The following is a 24211-nucleotide window of genomic DNA, read 5'->3' as shown; positions in this document are numbered from 1 at the left end:
GCCGGTACTTCCAGTCTAGGCGGGAAGCGCGGCCTGGCGTGCAAGGATGCTTTCCAGGGAAGTCAGGAAGGCTGTGGTTTCGGTCTCAGTCCCGGCTGTGACCCGAAGGTGGCCGGGGATTCCTACGTCCCGGATGAGGACACCGGCGTCGAGCAGCTCCTGCCAGACCTGGTGGGGATCCTCGAGTCCGCCGAAAAAGACGTAGTTCGAGTCGGAGGCTGCAGGCTCGAGGCCCATGCGGGTCAGTTCGGAAACAATGCGGTCCCGCTGTTGCTTAATGTCTTCAACATCGGCCATCAGCGCCTCACGGTGCTGGAGCGCTGCGAGGGCCGTGGCCTGGGTGATGGCAGAGAGGTGGTAGGGCAGGCGCACCAGCCGCAGCGCGTCAGTGACTTCCGGAGCCGCCGCCATGTAGCCCAGCCTGGCGCCGGCCAGGGCAAAGGCCTTGCTCATGGTCCGTGAGACGATCAGCCGCTCCCTGCCCGGCAGGAGGGTCAGGGCGCTGGGCGTTCCGTCGTGGGCGAACTCGTGGTAGGCCTCATCCACAATGACAATTGTCTGGCTCGCTTCGCCGGCCTCGTAGACGGCTTCCACCACGTCCAGCCCCAGCCCCGTTCCCGTGGGGTTGTTGGGGGAGCAGAGGAAGACGATGTTGGGCTGAAGCTCCCTGACCTGGCGGGCTGCTGATGCGGCGCTGAGGCCGTAGCCGTCAGCCCGCTCCCCCGCGATGTATTCCGTGTCCGTTCCACTGGCCAGCAGCGGATACATGGAGTACGTGGGCGGGAATCCGAGCGCTGTGCGCCCCGGGCCGCCGAAAGCCTGGAGTATCTGCTGAAGTACCTCGTTCGAGCCGTTGGCGGCCCAGAGGTTGGATTCGTCCAACCCATGGCCCAGGTACTCTGCCAGTGCTTTCCGCAGTTCGGTGAACTCCCGGTCCGGGTAGCGGTTCAGGCCGGCTGCAGCCTCTGACACCGCCGCACTGATGGCTGCCCGCACGTCCGCCGGAACACCATGGGTGTTCTCGTTCACGTTGAGGAGGATAGGGACGTCCAGCTGGGGCGCACCGTAGGGGGTAAGCCCGCGAAGGTTGCTGCGGAGGGGAAGCCGGTTCAGGCGTTCTAGCTGGTCATTCACCTGAACAGTTTAGTGCCCGTGCCGGACACCGGAAAATGTGACGGCTGTCTGTTCGCGCTGGGCGTGTAATCCTGCATGCGCCCGAATTCCTGAGGCACCCCGGACTGCCCGCACTTCCTGCAGGCACAGGAAGCTAGTTGACCGGGACGAACAGCTCCTGGCCAGGGAAGACGGTACCGGCAGGCAGGTTGTTGAGCTGCACGATGTCCGTCACCACATCGCGGGCATCGCGCTTCGGAGCGACACTGGCAGCAATACCCCACAGCGACTCTCCCGGCTGGACGGTCACGGTAACGGTGGGAGTCGTTGTGAGGTCCGCAGCCGAGGCCGACGCCTTGGCCGGCGAGTTAAAGAAACCTGCCAGTGAGAACAACAGGGCAGCCAGCAAAACGAGGGGAATCCCGATCAGCACGATGCGCCCGCGGCGCGTGAGCCGCAAGGGCGGCAGGGGTGCAGGCCGGTCCGACTGGCGCTTTTCGGGCGTGGAAAGGAGTTGCTGCACCGAGAGCAACTGCGGCTGTGAATCCCGTGAAACAGATGTAGCTGACATGAACGTAGCCCTCCTGGACCATACTGTGCTGCCCGGATGTCCTCCCTGCCCCACCGGGGCTTCCGGACCATCTTCGAATGACCGGAACGTGGAGTAGAACATATGTTCGAACTTTGCTCTCTCTGTTTTAGCACTTATCAACGAACAATGTCGAGACTCGCTAGAACAAATGTTTGAAAAAGCAGTGTGGCTGGCTTAGTTTTGAACGAAAGAACAACCACCTGGACAGTCGATCAGCAGGGTCTGACATTAAGGGCGGGATCTTCCAGGCCCTGGCCGCAGGGAGGCCCGGGGGATACCGAAAGGCAATGGCGAATATGGCATCAGCAGCCACCGGGGGCAGGGGAACCGCGCAACCGAAGAGGACCGCCAAGGGCCTGACGCCGCGGCAGAAGAAGATCCTTGAGACCATCCAGCGTTCTGTCAATGAGAACGGTTATCCGCCGTCCATGCGGGAGATAGGTGACACGGTGGGGCTGGCCAGCCTTTCCAGCGTCACGCACCAGCTGTCCCAGTTGGAGAAACTCGGCTACCTCCGCCGCGACCCCAAGCGCCCGCGTGCCATGGAAGTGCTGATGCCCCTGACGTTGGACGGTGGAGCGGTCAAGGCGCCCAATCAAGCCTCAGCGGCGCTTCCGTCGGGTACCGCAACCGTCACGGAATTGCCCACCGCGCTGGATACCGCCATGGTGCCCCTGGTAGGGCGCATCGCAGCAGGCGGCCCCATCCTGGCCGACCAGCTGGTGGAGGACGTCATGCCCCTCCCCCGTCAGCTCGTGGGCCAGGGGGAACTCTTCATGTTGAGGGTAGCCGGGGATTCCATGGTGGATGCAGCGATCTGCGACGGTGACTGGGTGGTGGTCCGCCGCCAGGCTGATGCAGCCAATGGCGACATCGTCGCTGCCCTCCTCGATGACGAGGCTACTGTCAAGACGTTCCGGCAGCGTGATGGCCACACCTGGCTGCTCCCCCAAAACACCCGGTACGAACCCATCCTCGGCGACCACGCCACCATCATGGGCAAGGTCGTGTCAGTGCTCCGCTCGCTCTAGACCTCAGGCGTTCTCGCGGGCCAGCCGCTCCAACGCCGCGATGGCTGTCTTCCTGTCCGTCGTGGACCAGAACGGCGGCAGGGCGCCCCGGAGGAACCCTGCGTACCGCTCGGTGGCCAGCCGGGAGTCGAGCACTGCAACCACTCCCTTGTCCCCCGTGGAGCGGATCAGCCGGCCTGCGCCCTGGGCGAGCCGGATGGCGGCGTGGGTGGCGGACACCGACATAAAGCCGTTGCCTCCGGCCTGGGCCACAGCCCTGGATCGGGCAGTCATCAGCGGATCGTCAGGCCGGGGGAAGGGAATCCGGTCGATGACCACCAGCCGGCATGAACCGCCGGGAACGTCCACGCCCTGCCACAGGGACATGGTGCCGAACAGGCAGGTGTCCGGCTCGTCGGCAAACTGTTTCACCAGTGCAGTCATGGTGGAGTCGCCCTGGCAGAGGATGGTCATGGCCAGCTTTGGCCGCAGCGCCTCGGCTGCTTCTTCTGCCGCCCGCCGGGACGAAAACAGGCAGAGTGCACCGCCGTTGGACGCCCGGATCAGGTCCTCCAATTCGGCCAATGATTCAGGTGACGCCCCCCGGCCGGGCTTGGGGAGGTGCCCGGCCACGTAGAGGATTCCCTGCTTGGGGTAGTCAAAGGGGGAGCCAACATCAACGCCTGTCCAGCTCGGGGCACCTTGTCCCACCAGCCCCAGGCCGCCTGCTGCGGGCTCGAAGGCGGATCCGATGGCCAGGGTGGCGGAAGTCAGAACAACCGTGTGCCCGGCGAATAAGCCTTCCCGCAACCGACCGGCGACGGAGAGCGGGGCAATATTGATCAGCGCGGGCGCAGTTTCGTCCGGCTGGGAATATCCCTGCTGGGGGTCGAAGGAACTCGCGCGGGAAAACCACACCACTTCCCGGTTCTCCCGGGCGGCAAGGAGCCGTTCACAGAGTTCCAGGATGAGCATCAGCCGGGAGCGCGCCAGCTGCCGTCCGCCGTCGGCCGTTGTACTGCTGTCCCCCTTCGAATCCGAGAGGGCAGCCCGGCAGGCGTCACGCAACTGGTCCACGCAGTCCAGCTGCTCATCGTTCAGCCCGTTCGGCAGGAGGCCGTTCGGCACGCCCGTGAGGGCCACTTCAAGGTTCGCGGCCGCTGCGTTGAGCGCATCCACCGTAATGGCAGTGTGCTTGCGGGCGCCCGCGGCAGCTGCGTGGACCATGGCCACAGACAGCTGGCCCGAGACGGCACCCGTGACCCTGTCCTGGAGTTCGTGGGCCTCATCAACCACAACGACGTCGTATTCGGGCAGCACCGCCAGTCCTTCAAAAGCGCTGACCGCGAGCATGGCATGGTTGGTGACCACAACGTCGGCTTCCGCGGCGTCCTGCCGTGCGAGCTCACTGAAGCACTCCGCGGCCATGGGGCATTTTTGTGCGCCCAGGCATTCCATCGACGTGACGGAGACCTGACGCCAGACGCGGTCGGTGACGCCGGGCAGGAGTTCATCGCGGTCACCCGTGGTGGTCTTCTCCGCCCACTCCCGGAGGCGTACCACTTCCTTGCCCAGCTGTGAGGCGGGACCGCCCACCGCTGCGGCAAAGTGCGGGACGCTCGTGTCCTCCCCCAGGGAAAACAACTGGCCCTCCGCCGGTTCCTCGGAGGGAAACCCGCCTTCAAGCTTGTGGCGGCAGACGTAATTGGACCGGCCTTTGACCAAGGCCACTTTCACCGGCCGGTCCAGGGCAGGGGTGATGGTTTTCAGGAGCCGCGGAATGTCCCTGCCCACAATCTGGGTCTGCAGGGCAAGGGTTGCCGTGGACACCAGTGCAGGCTTGTCGCTCTCCAGGGCGTGGGCAATCAGGGGTATCAGGTACGCCAATGATTTGCCGGTACCCGTTCCGGCCTGGACCAGCAGGTGGTCGCCCGTTTCGATCGCGCGGGCCACCTGCCGGGCCATTTCGTGCTGCCCGCTCCGGCTTTGCCCGCCCATCCCGGCAACGGCACGGTCGAGCAGTTCGATCACGAACTGCTCGCCGGCCGTGCCTGTGGCTTCGTCAGCCACCAGGTCAGTCATTGCTGACGAAGGATTCCAGTTCAGCCGCGAGGCCTTCCCGGACTTTAACAACCGCCCGGGTACCGGCTTCATCGTGGTCAACGCTGATGATCTCGGCGTCGGACTCGTGCAGCTTGCTGATCAGGTCTCCACGGTCGTACGGGATCAGCAGCTCGAGCTTGACTGACGGCCGCGGAATGGCCTCACTGATTGCCTGCAGCAGTTCGGGGATGCCCTCTCCTGTACGTGCCGACACCACAACGTGGCGCGGTTCGCGCTGCTTCAGCCGTTCCACCACAAAGGGATCGGCGGCGTCGGCCTTGTTGAGGACGATGATTTCCGGAACCTTGCGGGCGTCGACTTCGCTGAAGACCTTGCGGACTGCAGCGATCTGGCCCTCAGGGTCGGGGTGCGATACGTCCACGACGTGAAGGATCAGGTCCGAGTCCGCAACCTCCTCGAGGGTGGAGCGGAAGGCCTCCACCAGCTGGGTGGGGAGGGAACGGACGAAACCGACAGTATCGGCCAGCGTGTATCCGAGCCCGTCAGCGGTTTCAGCCTTGCGGACCGTGGGGTCCAGGGTCGCGAACAATGCGTTCTCCACGAGCACGCCGGCGTCGGTCAGGCGGTTCAGCAGCGAGGACTTACCGGCGTTGGTGTACCCGGCGATTGCCACGGAGGGCACCTCATTGCGACGGCGGTTGGCACGTTTCGTCTCCCGGGCAGGCTTCATCGCGGCGATCTCCCGCCGCAGTTTCGCCATGCGGGTACGGATCCTTCGGCGGTCCAGTTCAATCTTCGTCTCACCGGGACCGCGCGAACCCATGCCGGCCGCCGCGCTGCCCACCTGGCCACCGGCCTGGCGGGACATCGACTCACCCCAGCCGCGGAGGCGCGGCAGGAGGTACTCGAGCTGCGCGAGCTCCACCTGTGCCTTGCCTTCCCGGCTCTTGGCGTGCTGGGCAAAGATATCCAGGATCAGGCCGGTCCGGTCGATGACCTTGACCTTGACGATGTCTTCAAGGCCGCGGCGCTGGGAGGGTGCAAGTTCCGCATCAACCACCACAGTGTCAGCACCGGTGGACATCACGATGTCCCTGAGTTCAAGGGCCTTGCCCGAGCCGAGGAATGTTCCCGGATCCGGCTTGTCGCGGCGCTGGACCATCCCGTCCAGAACCTCCGAACCTGCTGTCTCGGCGAGGGCGGCAAGTTCACGCAGCGAGTTTTCTGCGTCTGCCAGGGTTCCCTCCGACCAAATGCCGGCGAGGACCACACGTTCCAGGCGAAGCTGGCGGTACTCGACTTCGGTGACGTCTTCGAGTTCCGTGGAAAGGCCTGCCGTGCGGCGCAGGGCGCGGCGTTCCTCGAGGTCCTGCTGGTCGCCGTCGTATGTTGTGTGTTCTTCGTCCAGGCGCGAAATCGCCTGCGCTTTGCCGAACAGCGCGTTGCCGTTGCCGCGGCTGGCATCGCCTGCCGCGCTGACGCTTTTGGCTGGTACGTCCTTGGAGAGAATCCGGTCGATCACGGCCTGGATTTCCTCAGGGCTCATGTCCTGGGAGGCTGGATCGGATCCGGTGTTGGGCTGGCTGGTCATGGTCTCCTTTGAAGATTCGGCAGTTCCAGAATAGTGCCGATTACTGGTAAGTGGGGAAGTATTCGCGCTGGGCTGACGGCCTGCGGTCATGCAGTTCTCCTGGTGGGGTTCGCCGGGCCGGGCTAACGGCTGGCGGTGGCGGCCACATCACGGGGAGGTGGCGGAAGGGGGGAAGGAGCCGGAAAATCGGCGAAAGAGACAGCAGGTGGCTGACTTTCGAGTGTCGTCCGGCGACCGGGTCAAGGTGAATCACTTGGCGCGGTGCACCCCGCGGAAGGTACAGGAAACCTGCGTCGCTGGGTGGGACAGGCTGTCGCGTGAGGACAGGCTACGGGACGGGCGGGACCCGCACCGGCTACTCGAAGATCAGGAACATGCCCATCAGCGTAGCAGAGGGGCCGCAGGCACGGTTTCCCTTTACGCTGCAAGGGGAACTACTCTGGCGAGTTATGGAGTCCGCACACTATTTCAGCGCATCCCCCGCCGGCCCGTTCACGCGGAAGCCGCTCACGGTTGAACTCGCAGGGGAAACGCGCAGGCTGCAAACCTCCACCGGCATCTTCAGCCCCGACGGGATCGACAAGGGAACCGCTGTGCTCCTTGCCGAGGTTCCCGCGCCCCCGCCTGCCGGGAACCTGCTGGACATCGGGTGCGGCTGGGGTCCGATTGCGCTCACCATGGCCCTGCAGGCGCCTGATGCGCAGGTCTACGCTGTGGACGTCAACGAGCGCTGCATCACGCTGACCAACGAGAACGCCGAAACCTTGGGGCTGGCCAACGTCAGGGCGAGCACCCCCGACGCCGTGGATCCCGGGATCCGATTTGAGACGATCTGGTCAAATCCGCCCATCCGGATCGGCAAAGAGGAACTTCACTCGCTGCTGAAGCTGTGGCTGCCCCGCCTGGCGCCGGGCGGAACGGCGTGGCTGGTGGTGCAAAAGAACCTGGGGGCGGACTCGCTTCAGCGGTGGCTTGCAGCGGAACTGGACGAGTCGTTCAGCGTGAGCCGGGAAGCCACGTCAAAGTCCTTCCGCATCCTCACAGTCAGGAAAGCATCCCGGTTGCCACAATAACGGCCGGGCCGCTGAGCTCCACGTGTTCGTGGCCGGCGGGGCCGGCAAAAAACTTGACTCCCACCACACCCCCGGGGACGTGGACGCGCCAGGTGTCCGGTGCTTCCGCGCCTGCCCAGTGCCGGATGGCAACAGCCGCGGCACAGGCTCCGGTGCCGCACGACTGGGTCTCCCCCACTCCACGTTCGTGCACGCGCATGGTCACCGACCCCACGCCCTCGTGGACCAGAGGTTCGGACGGGACCACGAACTCGACATTGGTGCCGTTGACGGGAACGGGGTCCACCACGGGTGCGGCGAACAGCTGTGTTCCTGCGAGTTCCGAGAGTTCGGCGAGGGCAACAACAGTGTGCGGGTTGCCCATGCTGACGGAGAGGGCTGGACGGGGAACCTCCAAGCCCTGGGCGCTCACCAATGAATCCATTGCCTTGGCCGTGGCTTCTCCCGGAAAGATGAACTCCCACGGTCCCATGTCCACAGCGTAGTCTTCGCCGGTCCGCACCACGGTCTTGGCACCGGCACGGGTGCCGATGGTGAGGGCACCGCCGTCAGGCAGGTCAATCAGGCCCTCGGCCCGGAGGAAATGGACGAAGACGCGGACGCCGTTGCCGCACATCTCGGACAACGAACCGTCGCCGTTGCGGTAGTCCATGAACCATTCAGCATCAGGGACGGCGGCGAGCAGCGCGCGGCCTTCCGGCAGGAGTCGCGACGGAACTGCCCGGATGAGCCCGTCCCCGCCAATGCCCCGATGCCTGTCGCACAGGGCGGCCACTTCCCGGGCGGCGATGGTGTGGACGCCCTCGGGGTCGGCCACCAAGACAAAGTCGTTGCCGGTGCCATGCCCCTTGGAGAAGCGGAGCCCGCTCATGCTGCGGAAGGCCGGCTCGGTGGTCTCTGCGAGGGTGGTGTCCATGCTTCCAAGGGTACCGGCCGGGCGGTCCAGCCCTAAAAACGGGAGAGCTCTGCCGCCTTGGCCGTCAGGGCCGGATCCTGCCAGTCAAGCCAGTGGATGCGGGGATCCGCGCGGAACCAGGTGAGCTGGCGCCGGGCGAACTGCCGGGTGGCCACAATGGTGTCCTCCACGGCCTCAGGTACAGTCGATTCGCCGTCGATGACGCGCAGGAACTGCGAGTAGCCCAGGGCGCGGGAGGCTGTCTTTCCCTGGCGCAGCCCCTCGTGGTCCAGCCTGTGGACCTCGGCGGGCAGGCCGGCGTCCACCATGCGGTGCACACGGCGGGCAAGCCTGTCCCTGAGCTCGTCGCGGTCCACCGCCAGGCCGATCTGGACTGCCGGCTGGACGTACTCCCGCTGGGGCATGAAGGAACTGAAGGGACGGCCCGTGATCTGGTGGACCTCCAGTGCGCGGACAATCCGCCGTGCGTCGGACAACCGTCCGGCGGATACAGGATCCACGTCCCGCAACCGTTCCAGCAGCACTGCTGTCCCCAGGGCGCTGACTTCGGCCTCCAGCCTTTGACGCACCAGCGGATCAGTTCCGGGAAACTCAAGGATGTCCAGCGCGGCGCGGACATACAGCCCGGAACCGCCGGCGAGGATGGCGCGTTTCCCCCGGGAGTGGATGTTCGCGATGATGTCGCGCGCCTGCTCCTGAAACCGGGAAACGCTTGCTTCCTGGGTTACGTCTAGGATGTCCAACAGGTGGTGCGGAACCCCCCTGCGTTCACTGTCGGTGATCTTTGCCGTGCCGATGTCCATGCCACGGTAGAACTGCATGGCGTCGGCATTAATGACTTCGCCGTCCAGCTCAAGGGCAAGGTTGACGGCAAGATCCGACTTGCCGGACCCGGTGGGACCAACGACGGCGATGACAGGCGGCGTGCCCACCGGTCAGCGGGTGCGGACGGGCAGCGAAGGCATGCCCAGCGACACGCCCTTAGCGCCGGCAGCGGCCCCCGGTGCCGGTGCTCCGCAGGAATCGGCCTGGGACCTGTCCCAGGCGTCCCCGGCACGGGAACGGCGCAGGCTGTAATCCGCGAGGGTGGGATCGGCCACCAGATGGAAAGCCGCGGCCTCGGTGATAGTCACCGTAACCAGGTCTCCCGGCCTTGGAATCTCTGCTCCTTCCGGCACCGAGAAATGCACCAGCCTCTGGTCCTGTGACCGGCCGGACAGCCTGTGCGTCTCTCCTGCCTTACGCCCGGATTGCGCGGTGACCATGACCTCGACCCGGCGGCCGAGCTGGCCCCGGTTCTCCTCTGCCGCAATCCGGTCCTGAAGGGCGGTGAGCCGTTCGAAGCGTTCCTGCACGACGGCCTTGGGCAACTGGTCCGGCAGGTCGGCCGCGGGTGTCCCGGGGCGCTTGGAGTACTGGAAGGTGAAGGCGGTGGCGAATCGCGATTTCTCCACAACGTCCAGGGTGGCCTGGAAGTCCTCCTCGGTTTCGCCCGGGAATCCCACGATGATGTCCGTGGAGATCGCTGCATGCGGAATTTTTTCACGCACTTTGTCCAGGATGCCAAGGAACTTCGTGGACCGGTAAGAGCGCCGCATGTCCCGGAGGACCTTGTCCGATCCGGACTGCAGCGGCATATGCAGCTGCGGCATCACGTTGGGGGTCTCGGCCATGGCATCGATGACGTCGTCGGTGAAGGCGGCCGGGTGAGGACTGGTAAACCGCACCCGCTCCAGGCCCTCGATGTCGCCGCAGGCCCGGAGGAGCTTGGAGAATGCAAGCCGGTCGCCGAATTCCACACCGTAGGAGTTGACGTTTTGGCCCAGGAGGGTGACCTCGATGGCGCCGTCGTCCACCAGCGCCTGGATTTCTGCGAGGATGTCGCCGGGCCTGCGGTCTTTCTCCTTCCCGCGGAGGGCGGGGACAATGCAGAACGTGCAGGTGTTGTTGCAGCCGACGGAGATGGACACCCAGCCTGAGTAGACAGAGTCACGTTTGGTGGGAAGGGTGGACGGGAAAACGTCCAGGGACTCCAGGATCTCCAGTTGCGCCTCGTTGTTGTGCCGGGCGCGCTCCAGCAGGGCCGGCAGGGCACCCACATTGTGGGTGCCGAAGACGGCGTCCACCCAGGGCGCCTTTTTGAGGATAGTTTCCCTGTCCTTCTGGGCCAGGCACCCGCCCACAGCAATCTGCATGCCGGGATTGGCCGCCTTGACGGGAGCCAGCATTCCCAGGTTGCCGTAGAGCTTGTTGTCGGCGTTCTCCCGGACCGCGCACGTGTTGAACACCACGACGTCGGCCTGCTCACCCTCAGCCGGCACATACCCTGCGTCTTCCAGCATTCCCGCCATGCGCTCTGAGTCATGGACGTTCATCTGGCAGCCAAATGTCCGCACCTGATACGTCCGGGACGTCTGTGCGGCGGCCCGCGGGGCTGCAGCGGCGTCTGCGGAGGGGCTGGTACCGGAAAGGGGGGAAGGGATGGTAAAACTCACCTGTTAAGGGTACCCGTTGGGGGACTCGTCGGTGTCGGGAGCAGCGTGGGCATCAAGGACTTCATTGACAATGCGAAAAGCCAGGGACGGCTGGTAGCCCTTGCGGGCCAGCATGGACGCCAGCCGGCGTACGGTTTTGTCGCGGTCCGGCCTGTCCCCAAGGTCTGTTCCGGGACGCAGCTTCCGCTCCACCAAGCCTCGCGCGGCAGCCTCCTCGTCAGCGTCGGAGAGCTGCTCCAGGGCTGCGGCGGCGGTTTCCTGATCGACGCCCTTCTCGGCGAGTTCCCGTCGTAGTGCGCCCTTGGCCAGCTTCCTGGACTGCGACCGGCTTCGCACCCACATATCGGCGAATTCGGCGTCGTCAATGAGCCGCGCTTCCTGGAACTTGTCCAGTACCGCCTCTGCGACGTGCTCCGGTATGTTCCGCTCGGCAAGTTTGCGGGCAAGCTGAAGCCGGCTTTTCGCCGATGCTGCCAGCTGCCGGTACACGATGGCCTGGGCGACCGATACAGGATCCGCTTCAGCGTCACCGGCAACCGGCGAATCCTGATCCGGACCGTCCTGGAAGTCATCCGTATATGAAGCAGCGCGCCGCCCGCCGGTCCTGGCCCGGCGGGGACGCGCACTTTCAGTACTGCTCAACGCCTAGAACCCGTCGACGGCCTTGAGCTTCGGCGAGTCTTTGGACTCCGGCTCTGCCGGCTTGACGCCCACGCCGAGCTTTTCCTTGATCAGACGTTCGAGTTCGGCAGCAAGCTCAGGATTATCCCGGAGGAACCGGCGCGAGTTCTCCATGCCCTGGCCGAGCTGGTCGCCGTCATAGGTGAACCACGAGCCGGACTTCTTGATGATCCCGTGCTCCACGCCCATGTCAATGATGCCGCCCTCGCGGGAGATGCCCTGGCCGTAGATGATGTCGAATTCGGCCACCTTGAAGGGCGGGGCCATCTTGTTCTTAACGATCTTCGCCTTGGTCCGGTTGCCGACCGAATCGGCGCCTTCCTTCAGGGTCTGGATGCGCCGCACGTCGATACGGATGGAGGCGTAGAACTTCAGTGCCTTACCGCCCGTGGTGGTTTCCGGTGAGCCGAAGAAGACGCCGATCTTTTCGCGGAGCTGGTTGATGAAGATCGCGGTGGTCTTGGTCTGGCTCAGTCGGCCGGTAATCTTACGCAGGGCCTGGCTCATGAGGCGGGCCTGCAGACCCACGTGGCTGTCGCCCATGTCGCCTTCGATTTCGGCGCGCGGCACCAGCGCTGCAACGGAGTCGATCACGATGACGTCCAGGGAGCCTGAACCAACCAGCATGTCCATGATTTCCAGGGCCTGCTCACCGGTGTCCGGCTGGGAGACCAGGAGCGCATCCGTGTCCACACCGAGCTTGGCAGCGTACTCCGGATCGAGGGCGTGCTCGGCGTCGATGAAGGCGGCGATGCCGCCCAGGCGCTGGGCATTGGCCACGGCGTGGAGGGCCACGGTGGTCTTACCGGAGGACTCCGGCCCATAAATTTCAACAACGCGGCCACGGGGCAGGCCGCCAATTCCCAGGGCCACGTCCAACGCAATGGATCCGGTAGGAATGACTTCGATCGGGGCGCGGACTTCGTCCCCGAGCCGCATGACCGAGCCTTTACCGAACTGCTTGTCGATCTGGGCCAGCGCTGCTTCGAGCGCTTTTGCACGATCCGGGGCTGCCGCCATGGTTCACACCTCTAATGCTTTCTCGCTTTGGAGTGGCCTCAGCGGCCGCTTCTTGGTCATCTCTGACGCTAATGGGACCCACTGACATTCCGGCCGGATGAGGGCGGCTATGTGGAAAACCCGCTAGGAAAAGCATAGCTTTATCCGAACAGGTATTCGAACAATCGCGCGGCGTGTCAGGGATGCAGGCTAGTCGGCGCGGGGCTTGACGTCGCGGCCCAGCCGGCGCTCCGGCGGAACGTCCTGCACATCGCACACGGCCAGCCACACCCGTCGGGGCTCGATGCCGGCAGCAAGGGCCTGGTCCGCAGTGCGCCCGCCCACACCTGCCAGAACCAGGCTGCTGCTGAGGACCCGCGAGTACCCGGCGCCGAATTCGTCGTCCATGAGCCGCCAATAATCGCTGATTCGCACGAGAAAAGTCTCTCATGATCCCGCACCCTAGAATTGTTGCCATGAGCAACTCCCCTGGCGACCCCTCTTTGGCGGGGCGCCGTGACGAAGAGACAGTGGACGCCGCGGTGCAGAACGTGGAACACCAGATCAGCCTTTTCTGGCGGCGCGCACGGTCAATCTCCAACCAGCTCTCCCGCCAGGTCCACCCGGACATGGAACCCGCAGCATATGGCCTGATGGCGGTCATCCGACGGGAGGGTCCCATCCGGCTCACTGATCTGGCAATGAATATCGGGGTCGGAAAGCCGTCCGTCAGCCGCCAGATCGCATTCCTGGAAAGCCTCGGGCTCGTGTCCAAGGAGGCCGATCCCTCGGATGGGCGGGCCCAGGCGATCAGACTGACGCCCAAGGGCGAGGAGAAGATGCACCAGGTCCAGGATGCCCGCCGTCAGGTGTTCCGTGAACGCCTTGGCGAATGGCCGGTCGAAGAGTTGGAGGAACTGGCCCGCTCCATGGCCAAACTCAACGCCACGTACGAACGCGACGGATTCCCGAAAGAGGACACGGCGGAAGGTACGTAGCCGGAACGCAGTGAAGCCCCCGGCCGGGGCCGGGGGCTTCATTGCATGAACGGTTCCAAGACCAGCCTTGCGGCGGAAATCCCTACCGGGCGCCGGAGAGAAGGCCTGTGGATAGTTCGTCGTTGAGTTCAGTGTTCAGGTCGCGCTCAAGGTCGCGGCCATAACGCTGGGAGAATTCCTGGGGAACGGTGTCCGGAACGGCAACACCTTCCGCCACTGCTACACGGTCGCTCACTTCGCGGAGCATGCTGGACAACGGAACGTCCAGGGCCGAGCAGATCGAAGACAGGAGCTCTGAGGACGCTTCCTTCTGGCCGCGTTCCACTTCACTGAGGTAACCCAGGGAAACGCGGGCACTGTGCGAAACTTCACGGAGCGTACGCCCTTGACGCTGGCGGACATCGCGCAGGACATCACCGATTTCGTGACGAAGTACAACCATCTTGCGCTCCTTCTGTTCGCTCTTACCCTGATCGGCGAGGCCCACATCCTTCCAGCGGACAACGCCGTTTACGGATACGGGCTGCTTTACCATCTGTATCGCCTTGCTCCCTCATTGGTCAGGTCCGCCGTAAAGCGAACCGTCGTGGTCATTTCATCCTAGGCGCCCCCGCTCTTCGGAAGCGACACAATGTAATAACTAATCGGTACCGGCTTTTGTTCCCGGCAACTTTACGCGCGGTAACTTCAGGAGGCCAGGGCTTCGAGCAGGCGTTCCAGCGCGGCACCGCAGGCCTGCCCGCGGATTTCTGCCCTGCTTCCTGAAAACAGGTATTCGAAGCCGTTTGTTCCCGCCGCGGTAGCGATGCCGATGTACACAGTTCCAACCGGTTTCCCGTCGTGTGCTTCGGGTCCGGCGACGCCGGTAGTTGCCACCCCAATATCGGATCCCAGGGCCGCCCTGGCCCCTGCGGCCATGGCCGCCGCGACCTGGCCGTCAACGGATCCCGCGTCGGCCAGCAGCGCGGAGGGGACACCCAGGACGGATTCCTTGACGGAGTTCTGGTAAGCCACCACGCCGCCCTGGAGCATGCCGGAGGCGCCCGGAGTGTCCGCGAGGACGGCGGACACCATCCCGGCGGTCAGGGACTCGGCCGTCGCCACGGTCCGCTGAAGTTCAAGGGCCTTCCGCACTGCCTGTTCGGAAAGGTGGTGGAGCGAAAGATGGTGGTTTGTCATGCAGGCTCCTGCCCGTTGTCGCCGCGCGCCTGCAGCTTTCCCTTGGCCCTGAGCCGCAGTGCTTCCACCACGTACTCCACGCCCGTCCACACCGTGATCACCACAGCCGCCATCATCACTGCGAACGCCACCCACACCAGCCAGGGAGCGAATGAGCCAAGCGGCAGGAGGTAGAGGAAGATCGCCGCGGTCTGCACAACCGTCTTGAGCTTTCCGCCGCGCGAGGCAGGGATCACACCGTAGCGGATGACGAAGAAACGGAGGGCGGTGATGCCCCATTCGCGGACCAGGATGACCAGGGTGACCCACCATGGCAGTTCGCCCAGTACGGACAGCATCACCAACGCCGAACCGATGAGCAGTTTGTCCGCGATGGGATCGGCGATCTTGCCGAAGTCCGTCACAAGGTTGCGGCTCCTGGCGATATCGCCGTCGAGCTTGTCCGTGTAGATGGCGACCGCGAACGCGACGACCGCCGCCCACCGCCACGGCCCTGCCTGGCTCTGCAGCCCGGGGGCGTCCGCAACGAGGAACCAGACAAAAAACGGGACCAGCGCGATGCGGAGCATGGTCAGGACATTGGGAAGGTTCCAGACGCCGGCACGGCCCTGGCCGGCGGCGGTTGCATCAGTGCTAGTCACGTTTCTAGGCTACAGGCCGCGGGCTAGCGTCCGGTGAGGGACCAGGCGTCTTCCGACCCGTCTTCATCGTCATACCCGCCAGGCGGCGAATCCGAGCCGTCGTAATATTCCACGTTCTGCTTCCGCTGGTCCAGGTCCGCCGCCACGAGGTCCTCCGCGTAACCGCCCTGTGGGATGTTGGCGTTCGCGTTGTCGCTGAGGGCTGCCGTCTGCGAATCAGGTGCCTTCGGGGCCTCCTGGCCCTTCATGGCAGCCAGGACCGGAGCAAGGTCGTCCGGCTTCACCAGGACGTCGCGGGCTTTGGAACCCTCGGACGGGCCAACCACGCCCCGGGATTCCAGCAGGTCCATCAGGCGTCCGGCCTTGGCGAAGCCGACGCGAAGCTTGCGCTGCAGCATGGAGGTGGAGCCGAACTGCGTTGTGACAACAAGTTCGGTGGCCTGGAGCAGGACTTCGAGGTCGTCCCCGATGTCGTCGTCGATCTGCTTCTTTGGTGCTTCGGCGGCGACGTCGTCGCGGTAGGACGCCTGCAGCTGTCCCTTGACGTGCTCCACCACTTTATGGATTTCGGATTCAGTGACCCAGGCACCCTGGACACGCATGGCCTTGGAAGCGCCCATCGGCAGGAAGAGCGCGTCACCCTGGCCGATGAGCTTTTCGGCGCCCGGCTGGTCCAGGACCACCCGTGAGTCTGTCACCGAGGAGGTGGCGAACGCCATGCGGGAGGGCACGTTGGCCTTGATCAGGCCGGTGACAACGTCCACGGAAGGCCGCTGGGTGGCCAGGACCAGGTGGATGCCGGCAGCACGGGCAAGCTGGGTGATGCGGACGATCGAGTCTTCGACGTCGCGGGGGGCGACCATCATGAGGTCGGCGAGCTCGTCCACGATCACCAGCAGGTAGGGGTAGGGACGGATGACCCGCTTCGAATCAACCGGCGGCTGGACCTTGCCGGCACGCACCGCCTTGTTGAAGTCGTCAATGTGCTTGAAACCGTAATTGGCGAGATCGTCGTACCGGGCATCCATTTCGCGGACCACCCACTGCAGCGCCTCGGCCGCCTTCTTGGGGTTGGTGATGATGGGGGTGATCAGGTGCGGGACGCCTTCATAGGCCGTGAGCTCCACGCGCTTGGGGTCCACCATCACCATGCGCACCTCGTCAGGGGTGGCGCGCATCAGGATGGACGTGATCATCGAGTTCACGAAGGACGACTTGCCGGCACCGGTGGCGCCCGCCACCAGCAGGTGGGGCATCTTGGCGAGGTTGGCCACCACGTAGCCGCCCTCCACGTCCTTGCCCACGCCCATGACCATGGGATGGTCAGTCCGGCGGGCGTTCTGGCTGCGCAGCACGTCACCCAGCGAGACTGTCTCACGGTCCGTGTTGGGGATCTCGATGCCGATGGCCGACTTGCCCGGGATGGGGCTGAGGATGCGCACGTCGCTGGACGCCACGGCGTAGGAGATGTTCTTGGACAACGCCGTCACGCGTTCCACTTTGGTTCCCGGCGCGAGTTCAATCTCGTACCGGGTCACGGTGGGGCCACGGCTGAAGCCGGTCACGGTGGCGTCCACGTTGAACTGCTGCAGGGTGTCGGTCAGGGCGGCAACGACGGCGTCGTTGGCTTCTGTGCGCTCTTTCGGGATGGATCCCGGGGTCAGGTAGTCCGAGGCAGGAAGCGTATAGGTGACGTCACCGGCAAGGGACAGCTGTTCGGTACGCTGCGGGATGGGAACAGGCGGCGGCGCGGGGGCCACCGGGTTTGAGGGCACGGTCGGTACCGACGGGGCAGCCTGTGCCGCCTGGCCGGCAGGAGCGGACATTCCGGGAGTGATCATGGGGATCGCTTCGGTGGCGTTCTCCACGGGCGCCGGGGAGGCACCGGCGCCCAGTCCCTGGGCGGCCTTGATCTTCTCGACGGCGATTTCCGCCTGGGTGGGCCGGCGGACACCGGGAGCGGGACGGGGCGGCTTCGGATCGTCGTCGTCGATGACGGCGTGCTCGAAAGCTTCGTCGCCCACATAGCCTTCCAGCCCGGCGTCGTTATCCTCCTCGTCCTTTCCGAAGAAGCGCCGCTTCTTCTTCTTTGGACTCTTCGGGGGCGCGGCGGGAGCAGTCCGTTCCAGGTAGCTGCGGTCGTGCTTGTCCCGCTCCTGTTCATCTATCAGGTCGATGCCCATGAGGTGCTCGTAAGCGCCGCGCAGCCGGCGCGGAATGGCGGTGAACGGGGTGGCCGTGATGATCAGCAGGGAAACGAACGCCAGCAGGGAGTAAACAGTCAGGGGAACGGCGGCGTGGATGGCGGCCAGGGGTGACGCTGCGAGGAAACCGAGCATGCCGCCCGCCTCGCGGAGGCCGTCAAAGCCCTGGGCCACGGTGGGCTGTCCGCCCAGGATATGCGCGAGCCCGCAGCCGGCGAACGTCATGATGAGGAAGCCGATGCCTACCCTGTTGTTGCCTCGGCCGTCTGAGGGCTGGCGGAAGAGCCGGAACGCGCAGGCAAACAGCATCAGCGGCAGCAGCAGCGATATCCAGCCGAAGGTGCCGTTGACAACTGCATGGACGGCGTCCGGGAACCAGCCGGTCAGGCCCCACCAGGCGAACGTGGCGATGAAGATCCCAAGGGCCAGGTTGAACAAGGCGGCGCCATCACGGCGCTCTTCGGCGGGCAGGTCACTGACGTCATGGCCAATGCGCCGGACTCCCCCGCCCACCAGGTGGCCGACGCCCAGCCAGGCTCCACCCACCACGCGCAGCAGCCACGGCTGGTGGTGTTCGACGGCGGGCAGCTGGCGGGTGCGTGCTGTGCTGGAGGAGCCGGCGGAACGCCCGGATTTGGCCGCCGTGGAGCTTCCACCGCGGCTGGAGGTGCTGCCGGTTTTGCTGCCGGCGCGGCTCCTGCTGGGTCCATTGGGCGCGGAAGTAGTACGAGTGGCCATACTAGCCACGGTACCGGAGCAGCGCTGGTATTCCGGGGATTTGGCCCCTGCGGATCCTCCGGTTCGCAGCCGTTAAACGCCTCCGGCCCGCGGTCCCGGGGTACGGGAACACGGGCCGGAACCGGCACTCGGCTGTTACGCCTCAAGCACTACGGGAATGATCATGGGCTTGCGGCGAAGCTTTCGGTTCACCCACGTGCCTACCACCCGGCGGACCACCTGCTGGAGCTGGTGGCTCGTGTGGTCCGCATGGTTGAGGACCGCTTCCTCCAGCGCAGCATTGATCTTCGGGATGATGTCATCGAATACGGAATCGTCCTCGGCCACGCCGCGGGCGTGGATTTCGGGGCCTGATACCACCTTGCCGGTAGCGCGGTGGATGACCGTGATGATGGAGATGAAGCCCTCGTCGCCGAGGATCCGGCGGTCCTTGAGGTCGGCGTCGGTGATCTCGCCCACGCTGGAGCCGTCCACGTAGATGAAGCCCACTTCGACCTGTCCCACCACGTCCGCACGGTGGTCCTTCAAGTCGATCACTGTGCCGTTGTCCGCGAGGATCACGCTGGCCTCGGGTACGCCGGACTCGATGGCGATCTTGCCGTTGGCGATGAGGTGCCGGGTTTCACCGTGCACCGGCATGGCGTTGAGCGGTTCGAGGATGTTGTAGCAGTAGAGGAGCTCACCCGCGGCGGCGTGGCCGGAGACGTGCACCTTGGCGTTGCCCTTGTGGATCACGTCGGCGCCCAGCTTGAGCAGGCCATTGATGATCCGGAAGACGGCGTTTTCGTTGCCGGGGATCAGGCTCGAGGCAAGGATGACGGTGTCACCTTCGCCCACCACCACCCGGTGGTCGCCGTTGGCCATCCGCGACAGCGCGGCCATGGGCTCGCCCTGCGAACCGGTGGACATCAGCACCACGCGGTTGTCCGGCAGGTTGTCGATGTTTTTGATATCGACGATCAGGCCCGGCGGGACGTCCAGGTAGCCGAGCTTCTCCGCAATGGCCATGTTGCGGACCATGGACCGGCCCACGAAGGCCACCTTGCGGTTGTGCTTCGCCGCCGCGTCCAGCACCTGCTGCACGCGGTGCACGTGCGAGGAGAAGGACGCGACGATGATGCGCTTGCTGGCCTGACCGAAAAGCCGTTCCAGCGTGGGGCCGATTTCCTTCTCGGCCGTGGTGAAGCCGGGAACGTCGGCGTTCGTGGAATCGGACATGAAGAGATCCACGCCCTCTTCGCCGAGCTTGGCGAAGTGCCGCAGGTCCGTGATCCGGCCATCCAGCGGAAGCTGGTCCATTTTGAAGTCGCCGGTGTGCAGGACGGTGCCGCCGGCTGTCCGGATGAACACGGCCAGGGCGTCGGGGATGGAGTGGTTGACGGCCACGAATTCACACTCGAACGGGCCGAACTTTTCCACCTGCCCTTCCTCCACCGTCAGGGTGTACGGCCGGATGCGGTGTTCCTGCAGTTTCGCTTCGATCAGGGCGAGGGTGAGCTGCGAGCCCACCAGCGGGATGTCGTTGCGGCGGCGCAGCAGGTACGGAACGGCGCCGATGTGGTCTTCGTGGCCATGGGTGAGCACCACGGCCACGATGTCGTCCAGCCGGTCCTCGATGTAGGAGAAATCAGGCAGGATCAGGTCGACGCCGGGCTGGGTTTCCTCCGGGAAGAGGACGCCGCAGTCCACGATCAGCAGCTTGCCGTCGATTTCGAACACGGCCATGTTCCGGCCGATCTCCCCCAGCCCGCCCAGCGGAACAATCCGGAGCGTTCCCTGCGGCAGGCGGGGTGGGGTGACAAGGCCGGTGAGGGCGGTTTGGGTCATATTGCACTACTTTCCAGGCGGAAGGCTGCTGGTCTTAGTCCTCAGGAAAAGACCAGCCCCGCTTCCGCCAAATCCCCGCGGATGGTTTCGATCTCGGCTTCGTCCGGCTCCACGAGGGGCAAACGGACAATCGAGTTGGGCAGGACTCCCTGCCATTTAAGAATCTGTTTGGCCGCAACGGCACCCTGGACCCGGGTCATGGTGGCACGCACCACGGGCTGGAGTTCAAAGTTGATCTTGCGGGCAGTGCTGAGGTCGTTGGCGTTGACGGCGTCGATGAGTTCGCGGAAACGGCGGGTGGCCACGTGCGTCGTGACACCAACCAGGCCGACGGCGCCCAGTGCCATCCAGGGCAGGGTCAGACCGTCGTCGCCTGAATAGAAAAGGAGGTCCGTCTCGGCCATGACGCGGGTGGCTGCAACGAAGTCCGCCTTGGCATCCTTGACCGCCACGATATTCGGGTGCTGCGCCAGCCAGATCATCGTCTCGGGCTCGATGGGAATTGAGGAGCGGCCGGGGATGTCGTACAGCATGACCGGCACGTCGACGGCGGAGGCGATCGTTTCGAAGTGTGCACGGACGCCGGTCTGGCTGGGCTTGTTGTAGTAAGGCGTCACCAGGAGGAGGCCGTCGACGCCGAGGGCTGCTGCCTGCCGGGAAAGGTGGACCGAGTGGGCGGTGTCGTTGGTGCCGGTACCCGCGATGATGGCGGCCCGGCCGCCGACCGCGTCCTTGACGGCGCGGAACATGCCGAGGTTTTCTTCGTCGGTCAGCGTGGACGTTTCGCCTGTGGTTCCGGTGACTACCAGCCCGTCGCAGCCGTCGTCCACCAGCTTCGTGGCCAGTGCGCCTGCCTGCTCATAATCCACTGCGCCGTCCTTGGTGAACGGCGTGACCATGGCGGTCAGAAGAGTACCAAGGGCAGGGAGATGCGCGGAATTGTCAGCCATGGAAAAAACGTTACCCTGTCCGCGGCTGGTTAGGACAATGCCGTGGCCGTGATGCACGTCAAATGACCGCTTTGTCTTGTGGGGTCCGTCACGTAGGGCACTCCTTCGTCACAGCCACCGCGCAGGCCGCCCGTCAGGGGGTGCGGTGGCCGGCGGAGCGTTGCACCTCCGCCGGCGGGTGACAGTACCTGCCGACGGCGGCCTGGCGCAGGTCCTCCGCCCATGATGACAGCCGCTGCGCGGCCCTGACGTAGTGGAACAGCTCCACGGGGGTCAGGGCGTCAATGTCGGTTTCGGCGAGACGGCGGGCCAGCTCCGCCCCCTCGGGCTGGGCTGCCAGGCTGATGCCCTCCTGCTCCCACTGGACATCCTCGGGCGGACGTCCGGCGACGAGCTGGCGGAAGAGGTAATCCACGACGCCCGGACTCATGGCCTTCGCCAGCCCGGTAGCGCCGGACTCGCCGGCTGGTATTCCGGATGATGATGTGTGCATGCGGACCATGTTATTCGAACATATATTCGAAGACAAGGGCGGCTTCTTTGCCTCCGCCACACCGTCAGGTGTGAGACGATCTGGTCATGACGTCCCGTAACCCGGCCAGCACGTCCCGTAAAACCGCCGGGCGGCCAGCCATGGGGCGCCTCCATGGCATCGACGCTGCCCGTGGGCTTGCCCTTTTGGGCATGATGGCCACCCACCTGCTCCCCACCTTCGAAGCGAATGCCGGCCTGACTCCCACCTGGATCGGGCTCACGTTTTCGGGCCGGGCAGCTGCGCTGTTCGCTGTCCTGGCCGGGGTGGGCCTGGCCCTGTCCACCGGAAAGCACAAGCCGCTGCAGGGTCCTGACCTCTCCGCCGCCCGCCGGGGCATCACTGTGCGCGCCCTGGTGATTGCCGCCGTCGGACTCACCGTTGGCGGACTGGAAGTCAACCTTGCCATCATCCTGGTCCACTACGCCGTACTGTTCCTGTGCGTGCTTCCCTTCCTGGGGATGGGCCTGAAGCGGCTCTGCGCCTGGGCCGGCGGCTGGATCCTGGGCTCACCGGTCCTGGCTTACCTGCTGCGGCCGTGGCTCCTGGCCGCCGAACCGCCGCTTAAGCTGGGGCACAATCCGTCGTGGGAGGATCTCGGCACCCCGTCACGGCTGCTGGCTGACCTGTTCTTCACCGGCTACTACCCCGTGTTCCAGTGGCTTTCATACCTGCTGGTGGGACTCATCGTGGGCCGGCTGGTGCTAAGCAGGGCGATGGTCCCGGTGGTGCTGCTGGTGGCCGGTTCGGTCCTTGCCGTCCTGGCCAAAACCCTGGGTGTTACGGCAATGGAAAGCTGGGGCGGCCGGGCAGCCCTGGAGAAGGTCCTTAACTCCCCCGGGTACCCGCTGGACAGCGTGCTGCAGGTCAACCTGACGGGTATCCCGCAGGAGGGGTCCTGGTGGTGGCTGGCGTCCGCGGCACCGCACTCGGCAACGTCCCTGGACCTGCTGCACACGTCGGCCGTGGCCGTGGCAGTCATCGGAGTCTGCCTCCTGCTGGGCAGGCTGGCCGAATGGGTGGATCTGGACCTGCTGCTGCCCCTGCGCGGGGCGGGTGCAATGACCCTGACCCTGTACACCGTCCACGTCTGGGTGGTGTCCGGGTTCTACCTCAAGCCCTTGCCTGCCGGGTGGACAGAGGACGGGATGTACTTTGCGCAGGCCGCCGCTGCCATCATTGTGGGCATGGTGTTCGTGCTGCTGAAGTGGCGCGGACCGCTGGAGTGGCTGGGCCACGCGGCCAACCAGGTGGGGCGCGGCCAGGTCAAGGGCGTCCGGTAGTGCCCTCCGGCACCGGGGCTCCTAGGCGGTAACTTTGCCCTGGAAGAGCCTGACGGCGTCGCGCATTGACGCCCGGGCGCGCTTACGGTCCCCCGCGGCGTCATAGGCGCAGCTCAACCTGAACCAGGAGCGCCAGTCGTCCGGGGCGGCCTCGGCCTCGGCTTTGTACTTCTCGAACTCCGCATCCGCTGCAGAGCGGACGATCCGGCCGGCGGGGGTGCGCGGCAGTTCATCCACCGGCAGCCCGCCCTCAGCCTCCAGCACCTTCGCCATCTGCTCGGTCCTGGCTCCAAACATCAGTTCCCTGACCATGGCCCAGGCACCGATGACGGGGAGCACGAGGTAGGCAGCCCCGATGGCCTGGGCCGCGGGATTGCTGTCCGTCAGCAGGAGGATGGAGCGCTGGAAGGAGACCACCAGGTAAAAGACCAGCAGCAGCGTCACGGCCCCTACCCAGATCTTGGTGCGGTTCTTGCGGAACGCAGCCGGCAGTCCGTTCATCGCCTAGAGCCCCAGGTCCAGGTAGCCGTCAAGGCCCACCGTCAGTCCCGGGTGGGCCGCTACATTTCGCACGCCAAGAAGCACGCCCGGCATGAAGGAAGCCCGGTCGAAGGAGTCGTGGCGCAGCGTCAGCTGCTCACCCGGGCCGCCCAGCAGGACTTCCTGATGCGCCACCAGCCCGCGGAGGCGGACACTGTGCACGCGCACGCCGTCAACCTCGCAGCCCCGGGCTCCCGTGCGTTCGCTGGTTGTGGCGTCGGGGCTGGGCGGCACCTGGGCGGCGTTGCGCTCGGCCGCGATCAGCTGCGCGGTGCGGACGGCAGTGCCGGAGGGGGCGTCCACCTTGTCCGGGTGGTGGAGCTCGATGATTTCCACCGATTCAAAGTACTTGGACGCCTTCGCTGCGAAGGCGGAGGCCAGCACCGACCCGAGGGCGAAGTTGGGGGCGATCAGGACGCCCGTTTCCGGGTGGCCGGACAGCAGGGTTTCCAGCGCGGCCAGGCGGTCCGCGTCCCAGCCGGTGGTTCCCACCACAGCGTGGATTCCGTTGTCGACGGCGAAGCGGACGTTCGCTTCAGTGCTTTCCGGCACGGTCAGGTCCACCACATAGCGGGCACCGGCAGCAGTCACCTGGTCCAGCGAGTCACCCCTGCCCAGGGCGGCTACGAGCTTCATGTCTGCCGCTGCTTCAATGGCTTTGACGGCTTCGGCGCCCATGCGCCCGTTCGCGCCCAGCACGGCAACGGGCATGGGAGCAGGGAGTTGTTCGGTCATGGAGTTAAGCCTACCGGTGGGCCCGGGGCGCCCGGGAACCAGGGACTGTG

At 65.3% G+C, this 24211-nt stretch carries 23 protein-coding genes; 4 read left to right on the top strand and 19 right to left on the bottom strand.

Features of this window, described 5'->3' with window-relative positions; translation table 11 throughout:
- Positions 1 to 15 precede the first annotated feature (15 nt).
- Both CXX84_RS08230 and CXX84_RS08225 read right to left on the bottom strand, forming a co-directional pair.
- Positions 16 to 1134 (bottom strand): histidinol-phosphate transaminase, encoded by a 1119-nt coding sequence (locus CXX84_RS08230; protein ID WP_102976199.1) that lies wholly within the window; start codon positions 1132 to 1134, stop codon positions 16 to 18.
- A gap of 133 nt (positions 1135 to 1267) precedes the next feature.
- Complete coding sequence (locus tag CXX84_RS08225; protein ID WP_102976198.1) at positions 1268 to 1684, bottom strand: LysM peptidoglycan-binding domain-containing protein; 417 nt, start codon at positions 1682 to 1684, stop codon at positions 1268 to 1270.
- A 317-nt stretch (positions 1685 to 2001) separates the two neighbouring features.
- Between CXX84_RS08225 and lexA the strand changes: the two genes are divergently transcribed.
- Positions 2002 to 2736, top strand: coding sequence for a transcriptional repressor LexA (lexA, locus tag CXX84_RS08220; protein WP_102976197.1), 735 nt, complete (start codon positions 2002 to 2004; stop codon positions 2734 to 2736).
- 3 nt (positions 2737 to 2739) lie between these two features.
- Here lexA and CXX84_RS08215 read toward each other — a convergent pair whose 3' ends face one another.
- Positions 2740 to 4797 carry an ATP-dependent DNA helicase gene (locus CXX84_RS08215; RefSeq protein WP_102976196.1) on the bottom strand — a complete coding sequence of 686 codons (2058 nt, stop codon included), beginning with the start codon at positions 4795 to 4797 and terminating at the stop codon, positions 2740 to 2742.
- Positions 4790 to 6370 carry a GTPase HflX gene (hflX, locus tag CXX84_RS08210; protein WP_102976195.1) on the bottom strand — a complete coding sequence of 527 codons (1581 nt, stop codon included), beginning with the start codon at positions 6368 to 6370 and terminating at the stop codon, positions 4790 to 4792. The genes CXX84_RS08215 and hflX overlap by 8 nt, the downstream gene beginning before the upstream one ends.
- A gap of 449 nt (positions 6371 to 6819) precedes the next feature.
- Between hflX and CXX84_RS08205 the strand changes: the two genes are divergently transcribed.
- The gene (locus CXX84_RS08205) at positions 6820 to 7443 is read left to right on the top strand and encodes a class I SAM-dependent methyltransferase (protein ID WP_102976269.1); all 624 of its coding nucleotides are present in this window, start codon (positions 6820 to 6822) and stop codon (positions 7441 to 7443) included.
- On the opposite strand, the gene dapF is transcribed toward CXX84_RS08205, so the two are convergent.
- From dapF to CXX84_RS08175, 6 genes are all read right to left on the bottom strand, one after another.
- A complete protein-coding gene (gene dapF / locus CXX84_RS08200) occupies positions 7415 to 8359 on the bottom strand; it encodes a diaminopimelate epimerase (protein ID WP_102976194.1) in 945 nt (314 codons plus the stop codon). The two genes, CXX84_RS08205 and dapF, sit on opposite strands and share 29 nt — an antisense overlap.
- A gap of 32 nt (positions 8360 to 8391) precedes the next feature.
- Entirely contained in the window at positions 8392 to 9291 is a 900-nt protein-coding gene (gene miaA / locus CXX84_RS08195; protein ID WP_102976193.1) for a tRNA (adenosine(37)-N6)-dimethylallyltransferase MiaA, read from the bottom strand.
- 3 nt (positions 9292 to 9294) lie between these two features.
- Positions 9295 to 10854 carry a tRNA (N6-isopentenyl adenosine(37)-C2)-methylthiotransferase MiaB gene (gene miaB, locus CXX84_RS08190; protein WP_102976192.1) on the bottom strand — a complete coding sequence of 520 codons (1560 nt, stop codon included), beginning with the start codon at positions 10852 to 10854 and terminating at the stop codon, positions 9295 to 9297.
- A 3-nt stretch (positions 10855 to 10857) separates the two neighbouring features.
- The gene (locus CXX84_RS08185; protein ID WP_223253031.1) at positions 10858 to 11346 is read right to left on the bottom strand and encodes a regulatory protein RecX; all 489 of its coding nucleotides are present in this window, start codon (positions 11344 to 11346) and stop codon (positions 10858 to 10860) included.
- 153 nt (positions 11347 to 11499) lie between these two features.
- Positions 11500 to 12555 (bottom strand): recombinase RecA, encoded by a 1056-nt coding sequence (gene recA, locus CXX84_RS08180; RefSeq protein ID WP_066274884.1) that lies wholly within the window; start codon positions 12553 to 12555, stop codon positions 11500 to 11502.
- 189 nt (positions 12556 to 12744) lie between these two features.
- Positions 12745 to 12969 carry a DUF3046 domain-containing protein gene (locus tag CXX84_RS08175; RefSeq protein ID WP_102976190.1) on the bottom strand — a complete coding sequence of 75 codons (225 nt, stop codon included), beginning with the start codon at positions 12967 to 12969 and terminating at the stop codon, positions 12745 to 12747.
- Positions 12970 to 13010: 41 nt separating this feature from the next.
- Here CXX84_RS08175 and CXX84_RS08170 point away from each other — a divergent pair, with 41 nt between their 5' ends.
- Positions 13011 to 13532, top strand: coding sequence for a MarR family winged helix-turn-helix transcriptional regulator (locus tag CXX84_RS08170; protein ID WP_102976189.1), 522 nt, complete (start codon positions 13011 to 13013; stop codon positions 13530 to 13532).
- Between the two features lie 82 nt (positions 13533 to 13614).
- Here CXX84_RS08170 and CXX84_RS08165 read toward each other — a convergent pair whose 3' ends face one another.
- The 7 genes from CXX84_RS08165 to CXX84_RS08135 form a co-directional block, all read right to left on the bottom strand.
- Positions 13615 to 14067: a helix-turn-helix domain-containing protein gene (locus tag CXX84_RS08165; protein WP_041652016.1), complete on the bottom strand. Its 453-nt coding sequence runs from the start codon at positions 14065 to 14067 to the stop codon at positions 13615 to 13617.
- Between the two features lie 152 nt (positions 14068 to 14219).
- Positions 14220 to 14711 carry a CinA family protein gene (locus CXX84_RS08160; RefSeq protein ID WP_102976188.1) on the bottom strand — a complete coding sequence of 164 codons (492 nt, stop codon included), beginning with the start codon at positions 14709 to 14711 and terminating at the stop codon, positions 14220 to 14222.
- Positions 14708 to 15352 (bottom strand): CDP-diacylglycerol--glycerol-3-phosphate 3-phosphatidyltransferase, encoded by a 645-nt coding sequence (gene pgsA, locus CXX84_RS08155; protein ID WP_102976187.1) that lies wholly within the window; start codon positions 15350 to 15352, stop codon positions 14708 to 14710. The genes CXX84_RS08160 and pgsA overlap by 4 nt, the downstream gene beginning before the upstream one ends.
- Positions 15353 to 15375: 23 nt before the next feature.
- The gene (locus tag CXX84_RS08150; protein ID WP_102976186.1) at positions 15376 to 18294 is read right to left on the bottom strand and encodes an FtsK/SpoIIIE family DNA translocase; all 2919 of its coding nucleotides are present in this window, start codon (positions 18292 to 18294) and stop codon (positions 15376 to 15378) included.
- Positions 18295 to 18429: 135 nt separating this feature from the next.
- Positions 18430 to 20121 (bottom strand): ribonuclease J, encoded by a 1692-nt coding sequence (locus CXX84_RS08145; protein WP_102976185.1) that lies wholly within the window; start codon positions 20119 to 20121, stop codon positions 18430 to 18432.
- 41 nt (positions 20122 to 20162) lie between these two features.
- Positions 20163 to 21071 carry a 4-hydroxy-tetrahydrodipicolinate synthase gene (gene dapA / locus CXX84_RS08140; protein WP_102976268.1) on the bottom strand — a complete coding sequence of 303 codons (909 nt, stop codon included), beginning with the start codon at positions 21069 to 21071 and terminating at the stop codon, positions 20163 to 20165.
- Between the two features lie 133 nt (positions 21072 to 21204).
- Positions 21205 to 21501: a hypothetical protein gene (locus CXX84_RS08135; protein WP_102976267.1), complete on the bottom strand. Its 297-nt coding sequence runs from the start codon at positions 21499 to 21501 to the stop codon at positions 21205 to 21207.
- A 149-nt stretch (positions 21502 to 21650) separates the two neighbouring features.
- On the opposite strand from CXX84_RS08135, the gene CXX84_RS08130 reads away from it, so the two are divergent.
- Positions 21651 to 22886: a heparan-alpha-glucosaminide N-acetyltransferase domain-containing protein gene (locus CXX84_RS08130; RefSeq protein WP_102976184.1), complete on the top strand. Its 1236-nt coding sequence runs from the start codon at positions 21651 to 21653 to the stop codon at positions 22884 to 22886.
- Positions 22887 to 22907: 21 nt separating this feature from the next.
- Here CXX84_RS08130 and CXX84_RS08125 read toward each other — a convergent pair whose 3' ends face one another.
- Entirely contained in the window at positions 22908 to 23387 is a 480-nt protein-coding gene (locus tag CXX84_RS08125) for a hypothetical protein (RefSeq protein ID WP_102976183.1), read from the bottom strand.
- A 3-nt stretch (positions 23388 to 23390) separates the two neighbouring features.
- The gene (dapB, locus tag CXX84_RS08120; RefSeq protein ID WP_102976182.1) at positions 23391 to 24161 is read right to left on the bottom strand and encodes a 4-hydroxy-tetrahydrodipicolinate reductase; all 771 of its coding nucleotides are present in this window, start codon (positions 24159 to 24161) and stop codon (positions 23391 to 23393) included.
- Positions 24162 to 24211: the final 50 nt, after the last annotated feature.

The sequence above is a fragment of the Arthrobacter sp. AFG7.2 genome (assembly GCF_002892835.1).
GTDB lineage: Bacteria > Actinomycetota > Actinomycetes > Actinomycetales > Micrococcaceae > Arthrobacter.
This window is presented reverse-complemented; position numbering and strand designations above follow the sequence as displayed.

Bases quoted from the DNA above. Each gene is read 5' to 3' on its own strand.
- CXX84_RS08205 (WP_102976269.1), top strand. From the start codon at position 6,820: ATGGAGTCCGCACACTATTTCAGCGCATCCCCCGCCGGCCCGTTCACG.
- CXX84_RS08135 (WP_102976267.1), bottom strand. From the start codon at position 21,501: ATGAGTCCGGGCGTCGTGGATTACCTCTTCCGCCAGCTCGTCGCCGGA.
- CXX84_RS08130 (WP_102976184.1), top strand. From the start codon at position 21,651: ATGACGTCCCGTAACCCGGCCAGCACGTCCCGTAAAACCGCCGGGCGG.
- CXX84_RS08225 (WP_102976198.1), bottom strand. From the start codon at position 1,684: ATGTCAGCTACATCTGTTTCACGGGATTCACAGCCGCAGTTGCTCTCG.
- CXX84_RS08160 (WP_102976188.1), bottom strand. From the start codon at position 14,711: ATGACAAACCACCATCTTTCGCTCCACCACCTTTCCGAACAGGCAGTG.
- recA (WP_066274884.1), bottom strand. From the start codon at position 12,555: ATGGCGGCAGCCCCGGATCGTGCAAAAGCGCTCGAAGCAGCGCTGGCC.
- CXX84_RS08165 (WP_041652016.1), bottom strand. From the start codon at position 14,067: ATGGTAAAGCAGCCCGTATCCGTAAACGGCGTTGTCCGCTGGAAGGAT.
- CXX84_RS08125 (WP_102976183.1), bottom strand. From the start codon at position 23,387: ATGAACGGACTGCCGGCTGCGTTCCGCAAGAACCGCACCAAGATCTGG.
- CXX84_RS08170 (WP_102976189.1), top strand. From the start codon at position 13,011: ATGAGCAACTCCCCTGGCGACCCCTCTTTGGCGGGGCGCCGTGACGAA.
- dapB (WP_102976182.1), bottom strand. From the start codon at position 24,161: ATGACCGAACAACTCCCTGCTCCCATGCCCGTTGCCGTGCTGGGCGCG.
- lexA (WP_102976197.1), top strand. From the start codon at position 2,002: ATGGCATCAGCAGCCACCGGGGGCAGGGGAACCGCGCAACCGAAGAGG.
- CXX84_RS08145 (WP_102976185.1), bottom strand. From the start codon at position 20,121: ATGACCCAAACCGCCCTCACCGGCCTTGTCACCCCACCCCGCCTGCCG.
- dapF (WP_102976194.1), bottom strand. From the start codon at position 8,359: ATGGACACCACCCTCGCAGAGACCACCGAGCCGGCCTTCCGCAGCATG.
- CXX84_RS08215 (WP_102976196.1), bottom strand. From the start codon at position 4,797: ATGACTGACCTGGTGGCTGACGAAGCCACAGGCACGGCCGGCGAGCAG.
- dapA (WP_102976268.1), bottom strand. From the start codon at position 21,071: ATGGCTGACAATTCCGCGCATCTCCCTGCCCTTGGTACTCTTCTGACC.
- CXX84_RS08150 (WP_102976186.1), bottom strand. From the start codon at position 18,294: ATGGCCACTCGTACTACTTCCGCGCCCAATGGACCCAGCAGGAGCCGC.
- hflX (WP_102976195.1), bottom strand. From the start codon at position 6,370: ATGACCAGCCAGCCCAACACCGGATCCGATCCAGCCTCCCAGGACATG.